Raw genomic sequence first — 6,633 nt, forward strand, 5'->3', positions numbered from 1 at the left:
CTGTGCTCCTATTTGCGGTACTTTCTGAATGCACTCATCAAAAGCTGCTGTGGTGTGTCTGCATCAAGCTTTTCAGGAACCTGAGAAGGATCAAGATGGAGTGGGCCACGTTCGCGTTCAACAACTGTGCGTACTGCATCGATAAGTTTTGCTGGTTCTACCTGGCGTGGGCAGCGTTCGAGACAAGCAAAACAAGACAAACATGCATAGATTGACTTGCTCTTGAGCAATGGTTCGATTTCACCGTTTTCTACCATCTGAACAAACTGATGTGGATGGTATTCCATTGCGTCGTAGTTAGGGCAAGTTCCAGAACATTTTCCGCAAACCATGCATTTCTTAGGGTTGACACCGCTAGTTTCAAGAATTCTGTCTTTGTAACTCTGGATTTCTGCTTCGAGCATTATGCTTCCTCCTTTACGCCTAGAGCTTCAGCAAGAAGTTCTGTAAAGTAGATAACGTCCATGTTTGTGTCGCCCTGATTCTTGATCAGGTTGTAGCGGCAGAGTGGACAGCTTGTTACGAGGAAGTCTGCACCCATGTCCTGTGCGTTTGTAATGATCTTCTTTGCACGGGTCTGTGGGATTGAAGGATCTTCAAATGAAGCGTATGCACCGCAGCATTCATTGCGTTCAGCATAGATTACTGGAGTTGCACCGATAGCCTTGATGAAGTCTTCAAGAATCTGTGGATTTTCAGGATCATCAAATTCCATGACCTTTCCAGGGCGGAGGAGGAGACATCCGTAGTAAGCGCCGATTTTCTTTCCCTTGAGAGGATTCTTAACGGCAGCCTTTACCTTGTCCCAACCGATTTCGTCGCGGAGTACTTCAAGGAAGTGGAGAACTTTTGTTTCTCCGTGGTATTCAATACCGTCCTGAGCGAGATAGTTGTTTACTTTGAGAATTGTATTCTCATCGTTCTGCAGGTCGTTGTTTACCTGCTTGATGACATTGTAACAAGCTGAACACAATGTTACCAATGCCTGGTTCTTATCCCTGGAGTCAGCAAGAGCACGAACTGAAGGAAGTTTTGAGGCAATTTCATTCTTGCCTGTTGGATAAACACCACCGCAGCACTGCCAGTCTTCGATTTCTTCAAGTTTGAAACCGAGGGCTTCTGCACACTTGCGGCCGTAGTTATCAAGTTCCTTGGCCTTGTTCTTCAATGTACATCCAGGAAAGTAAGAATAAGTTAGTGTGTTTGTCTGGTCACTCATTCTTTTCTCCCAAAATTATTTGATAATTCACAATGCATAATTCACAATGCATAATTAAGTTTCATGTTGAGTAACTCATAATTCACAATTATTGATTCTTAATTATGAATTATGAATTGATAATTATTTAGCCATCTGTTCCGGATGGAATACCTTGTCAAACTCTGCAGGAGTCATGAATCCAAGCTGAACACAAGCATCCTTGAGTGAGATATTCTTTTCATAAGCCAGGTGGCTTGTCTTTGCAGCGTTTTCATAACCGATGTATGGGTTAAGGGCTGTAACGAGCATCAAAGAGTTGTAGAGGTTGAAGTGCATCTTTTCTTTGTTTGCCTTGATTCCAACAGCACAGTTGTTGTTGAAGCTTACCATTACTTCTGCAAGGAGTCTTACAGACTGGAGGAAGTTGTAGGCGATTACAGGCATGAACACGTTGAGTTCAAAGTTGCCCTGAGATGCTGCCATTCCAACTGCTGCGTCGTTACCCATAACCTGAACAGCAACCATTGTCATTGCCTCACACTGGGTAGGGTTTACCTTACCAGGCATGATTGATGAACCAGGTTCATTTTCAGGAATGTAGATTTCACCGATGCCACAGCGAGGACCAGAAGCAAGCCAGCGAACGTCGTTGGCGATCTTCATGAGGTCTGCTGCGAGAGCCTTGAGTCCACCGTGTGCGAATGTGATTTCGTCCTTTGATGTAAGGGCGTGGAACTTGTTAGGTGCTGTAACGAATTTCTTTCCTGTAAGTTCAGAAACCTTTTCTGCAACAAGCTTGTCAAATCCCTTAGGTGCGTTGAGTCCTGTACCTACTGCTGTACCACCGAGGGCAAGCTGCTTGAGGTATGGAAGTGTAGACTTGAGCATTTCCTTGTCGCGTTCAAGAGAAGTTCTCCATCCGCTGATTTCCTGGCTGAACTGGATAGGTACTGCATCCTGAAGGTGTGTGCGTCCAGACTTAACGATGCCCTTGTTTACCTTTTCAAGCTTCTTGAATGTATCAACGAGGAGGTCAATTGCTGGGAAAAGCTTGTCTTCAAGTTCAACAACAGCAGCGATGTGCATTGCTGTAGGGAATGTGTCGTTTGAAGACTGAGACATGTTGATGTCGTCGTTTGGATGACAGATCTTTTCTCCTGCAATCTGGTTTGCGCGGTTTGCGACAACTTCGTTGCAGTTCATGTTCGACTGTGTACCTGAACCTGTCTGCCATACAACGAGAGGGAAGTTTTCGTTGAGAGAACCGCTGATGACTTCATCACAAGCCTTTGAGATTGCCTTGAGCTTTTTGTTTGTCATTTTCTCAGGCTTAAGGGCATTGTTAGCCATTGCAGCTGCCTTCTTGAGGTAGCCGAAAGCCTTTGTGATTTCGCGTGGCATTGTTTCGATGCCTACACCGATGAGGAAGTTTTCGTGGCTGCGTTCAGTCTGGGCACCCCAGAGCTTGTCTGCAGGAACCTTTACTTCGCCCATTGAATCATGTTCAATTCTGTATTTTTCCATTTGTATATCCTTAGTTAAAGTCAAGCTGGCTGATTACGTTCTTGAGTGCTTCTGCAGACTTCTTGAGCTTTTCAACTTCATCGTCTGTGAGGGCAGGTGCAAGGCGTCCTTCAACACCGTTTCCGCCTACAACTGTAGGGATTGAGAGACATACGTCAGAAATTCCGTATTCACCCTGGAGCAATGTAGAAACGATTGTTACAGAAGGGTTGTTGTTGTGGATGATTTCGCAGAGACGTGCTGTAGTAACACCGATAGCGTAGTTTGTGCACTTCTTTGCTTCGATGATCATTCCGCCTGACTTGCGTACGTATTCTTCTACATCGTCGCGGTTGAGTTCAGCATGCTTGTTGCCTACAGCGTTGTTGTAGTCGTTTACTGGAACTGAAGCGATGTTTACGAGTGACCAAGGTACGAATGAAGAGTCTCCGTGTTCACCGAATACATATGCGTGGAGGTTAGCCTGTCCGATTCCGTATTCATCAGCAATCTTTGTGCGGAGACGAGCTGTATCAAGAAGTGTACCTGTACCGATGATGTGGTTTGCAGGAATGTTAGAAGACTTAACGAGCTGGTATGTAAGAACATCAACAGGGTTTGCTACGAGAACGTAGATTGCGTCAGGTGCTGCCTTTGTGATCTGTGGGATGATTGTCTTGAAGATGTTTACGTTGATCTGAGCAAGATCAAGACGAGACTGACCAGGCTTGCGGCCAACACCAGAAGTGATGATGACGATGTCAGAGTTCTTTGCATCTTCGTAAGTTCCTGCGTGGATGTTTACAGGAGCCATGTAAGGTGTACCCTGACGAATGTCCATTGCTTCGCCCTTAGCGCGCTTTTCGTCAATGTCAATGAGAACGATTTCTGTTGCTACAGCCTTAAGACAAAGTGCGTAAGCTACAGAAGAACCAACCTGTCCGGCACCAATAATAGTAATTTTGTTTGCCATATAAATCTCCTGTCAATATAGAATTGTACTTTAGTTACCTGGATACAGTATGCCCATTTATACAGCATACCATGCTAAATAATAATCCATAATCCCTGGATTGTTAAGTCTAATTTAGTAACAAATTTGTTTTCGTGTTAGTTTTTTGTGGTTTTTGGTGATTTCTGTGAAAAAAGTCACAGTCGGAAGAATTTATTGTGAAAAATATCACATTAAATGTAACGGAATGTTTTTTTCTCCAAATTGCAATTTATCGTTTTGCTTACTATAATTTAGCCATGGATGTTACCAGGCGTTTTGCAGATCACGTTATTCAGACTATGAGGAATGCCATAGAGGAGGCTGGCGGAAACGAAGTCTTTTTCGTGGGAAAAATCAATGAAGACGGAATGATTGTATCTGTCGTTGTAGGTGCCAGGGGAAATGAAGATTCCGTAATCGTCAACGAAAATGCAGCCCGCGGAGGCCATGTCCTGATCCATAATCATCCAAGTGGATATTTGCGCCCAAGTGAAGCTGATCAGTCCATCGCCTACAATGCAAGCGATACATCCATGGGCTTTTATATAGTAAATAATGATGTTACTGATGTTTATCCTGTGGTAGAACCCATTAAGCCTAGGAAACTGCAGTATACAAATCCTGATGAAGCGGCATTTTTCCTTTCAAAGGAAGGTCCTCTTGCCAAAAAGAATCCCAATTACGAAGAACGTCCGGCCCAGATGGAGCTGGTCAAGGAAATTACTGCAGCCTTCAACGGAAACAAAATCGGTGTCTTTGAAGCGGGTACGGGTGTAGGAAAAAGCTTTGCATATCTTGTTCCTTCGATTTTGTGGGCTGTTAATAATAAAGAACGAGTTGTTATTTCTACTGGAACAATAAATCTTCAGCAGCAGCTATTTGAAAAGGATATACCGGCAGCTCAAGGAATCACTGGGAAAAAAATCAAGGCTGTCCTTCTCAAGGGCAGGCAGAATTATGTGTGCCTCAGACGACTTTCTGATGCAGTCGATGAGCCTTCTCTTTTTGATGACGACAATGAACTCATTGGAAAGATAAACGACTGGACCAAGTCCACCGAAACTGGAAGCCGCACTGACCTTACCTTTAATCCGCCAGACAGCGTTTGGACACGAGTCAACAGTGAAAGTGATGCCTGCATGGGTGGAAGATGTCCTTTTCGGGAAAATTGTTTTGTCATGAAGGTCCGAAAGGAAGCTAGCGATGCTAATCTCATTGTCGTTAATCATCATCTTCTCTTTGCTGATATTGAAAGCAGGATGAACGGTGCTGGATATGAAGATACGGCGGTTCTTCCTCCCTATAAGAGGGTTGTCTTTGACGAAGCCCATGGCATAGAGGACAGTGCCACAAGTTTTTTCAGTGAATCATTTACAAGATTCAAGTTGATGAAGCAGGTGAATCTGCTTTACCGTCAGTGGAAGGGAACCAGAGCTGGATTCCTTGTTCAGGCAGCGGCGGTGTCAACGGCAGAGGATTTTTCTGAGATGGCTGATTCAAGGGTGGAGGCCATAAGGGAAGCTGTCACTTTACTTGATCAGGATGCAGTTCTTCTGCTTGAAAATGATTTTAACGTAAGGATACATGGGGCAAATGCAGAAGCCTACGACAGCATTTTTGATGGCATAGCAAAACTTCATGGAGCCATTGCAGTGTTCAATGATCTTGTTAGGGAAGTTTTGGAAAAGATTGATGACAAGGATGCTGACATACCTGCGGTTTGGGAAGCAAAGACCGTTCTCCATAGACTTGAAGGGTATGTTGTGCTCTGCAATGATTTTGTTCATTGGGATGAGCACGGGGACAAGGTTTTCTGGATGCAGAAGGTGCGTATGCCTCCAAAGACTCCTGGAGAAGAAGCTACGCTATTTGTTCAGTTCTATCAGACACCTCTTGATATAGCCCCAATGATGAATAAGGGGGTTTTTGAACCTTTGGATTCGGTCGTCTGCACCAGCGCTACTTTGCGTACTGAAAATAACTTCGGCTATTGGCTAAGAAGGACAGGTGCTGGTTTTGTTGAATCCGAAAGGCTAGCCAAAAACAGTTTTGAATCTCCGTTTCCATATAAGACAAATGTGCTTTTCGGAGTTCCAAGCGATGCTCCGTTCCCAGACAGCCAGTACTATCAGTCCTATGTGGAACAGACTGTGCCTAGATTGATAGAGGCGGCAGGAGGAAGGACATTGGTTCTATTTACCTCCTATGACAGCCTTAAGTACACCTATACGGCAGCTGCCAGTGCCCTTGTCGGAAAAGGGATTACGCTTTTTAAGCAGGGGGATGATGATAGATTCCGTCTGCTTGAAAATTTCAAAGAAGATACACAAAGCGTACTTTTTGCAACGGACAGCTTTTGGGAAGGAGTTGATGTGCCAGGAGATAGTCTCAGTCAGGTCATAATCGTAAAACTTCCTTTTGCCGTACCTAACGATCCAGTTTTTGCCGCAAGAAGCGAAGACCTTGAAAAGAAAGGTGGAAATCCTTTCATGCAGCTGAGCGTTCCTCAGGCGGTCATAAAATTCAGGCAGGGCTTTGGTCGTCTTGTTCGCCGCGGTGATGACAGGGGTGTGATCATTGTCCTTGACCGCCGTATTGTGGAAAAGCGCTATGGAAAGATGTTTACGACAAGCGTTCCCATGAGCCGACGAATGTACAATCCTTTGGAACAGATTATCAGTGCCGTGGAAAAATTTTTCTAGAGCTCATGCCTTGTCATTTAAAATAATGAATGCCCCGATTTTGCGGGGCATGAGATGAAAGTTATATCAGGTACCGGCTTCTATTAAAACAAGGCTGTGTCCGGAAATTGTATTGCTATAGGATATGTGGTGGTTGAGGCTCTCGAAACTACCACATATTTTGTGGATATTGCTTGATTTCGACAGGCGGCATCAAGGAAACTACGTTGCCATGTCCAATCGGCGCAGCAACA

The 6,633-nt window shown here is 44.5% G+C and carries 5 protein-coding genes; 1 reads left to right on the forward strand and 4 read right to left on the reverse strand.

Features of this window, described 5'->3' with window-relative positions; genetic code table 11:
* Positions 1–8 precede the first annotated feature (8 nt).
* The 4 genes from ACKI39_RS03910 to ACKI39_RS03925 all read right to left on the reverse strand — a co-directional run bounded on the left by ACKI39_RS03910 (position 9) and on the right by ACKI39_RS03925 (position 3,677).
* Positions 9–404 (reverse strand): 4Fe-4S dicluster domain-containing protein, encoded by a 396-nt coding sequence (locus tag ACKI39_RS03910; protein ID WP_407397862.1) that lies wholly within the window; start codon positions 402–404, stop codon positions 9–11.
* Complete coding sequence (locus ACKI39_RS03915) at positions 404–1,219, reverse strand: CoB--CoM heterodisulfide reductase iron-sulfur subunit B family protein (protein ID WP_407397864.1); 816 nt, start codon at positions 1,217–1,219, stop codon at positions 404–406. Before ACKI39_RS03915 ends, ACKI39_RS03910 begins: the two co-directional genes overlap by 1 nt.
* A gap of 123 nt (positions 1,220–1,342) precedes the next feature.
* Positions 1,343–2,725, reverse strand: coding sequence for a class II fumarate hydratase (gene fumC, locus ACKI39_RS03920; RefSeq protein WP_407397866.1), 1,383 nt, complete (start codon positions 2,723–2,725; stop codon positions 1,343–1,345).
* A 10-nt stretch (positions 2,726–2,735) separates the two neighbouring features.
* Positions 2,736–3,677 carry an L-lactate dehydrogenase gene (locus tag ACKI39_RS03925; RefSeq protein ID WP_407397868.1) on the reverse strand — a complete coding sequence of 314 codons (942 nt, stop codon included), beginning with the start codon at positions 3,675–3,677 and terminating at the stop codon, positions 2,736–2,738.
* Positions 3,678–3,955: 278 nt separating this feature from the next.
* Between ACKI39_RS03925 and ACKI39_RS03930 the strand changes: the two genes are divergently transcribed.
* Positions 3,956–6,400 carry a helicase C-terminal domain-containing protein gene (locus tag ACKI39_RS03930; RefSeq protein WP_407397870.1) on the forward strand — a complete coding sequence of 815 codons (2,445 nt, stop codon included), beginning with the start codon at positions 3,956–3,958 and terminating at the stop codon, positions 6,398–6,400.
* The last annotated feature ends 233 nt before the right edge of the window (positions 6,401–6,633 follow it).

This window comes from Treponema sp. (assembly GCF_045641405.1).
Lineage (GTDB): Bacteria > Spirochaetota > Spirochaetia > Treponematales > Treponemataceae > Treponema_D.